The sequence below is a fragment of the Micromonospora sp. DT233 genome (genome assembly GCF_049841815.1).
Classification (GTDB): domain Bacteria; phylum Actinomycetota; class Actinomycetes; order Mycobacteriales; family Micromonosporaceae; genus Micromonospora.
Map to the genome: position 1 here is coordinate 1 of NZ_JBNCLB010000053.1, position 248 is coordinate 248.

The following is a 248-nucleotide window of genomic DNA, read 5'->3' on the forward strand; positions in this document are numbered from 1 at the left end:
TTGTCGTGGGAGGCGGTGGAGCGTGCCGGGTTCGATCCGGCGGCTCTGCGGGGCAGTTCCACAGGCGTTTTCGTCGGTGCGATAGCCCAGGGATACGCCCCCGGGCGCGGTGGCGCGCCCGCCTACGAGGGGCACCTGCTCACCGGCAACACGATGAGCGTGGCGTCGGGCCGGATCTCGTACACCTTAGGTCTTGAGGGTCCGGCGGTGACGGTCGACACCGCGTGTTCGTCGTCGTTGGTGGCTGT

General features: G+C 69.0%; 1 protein-coding gene. It reads left to right on the top strand.

Annotated elements, in window-relative coordinates; translation table 11 throughout:
- Positions 1 to 248, top strand: a 248-nt coding sequence (locus ACLQ2V_RS28160) for a beta-ketoacyl synthase N-terminal-like domain-containing protein (RefSeq protein ID WP_425721745.1), incomplete at both ends; no start/stop codon positions are given.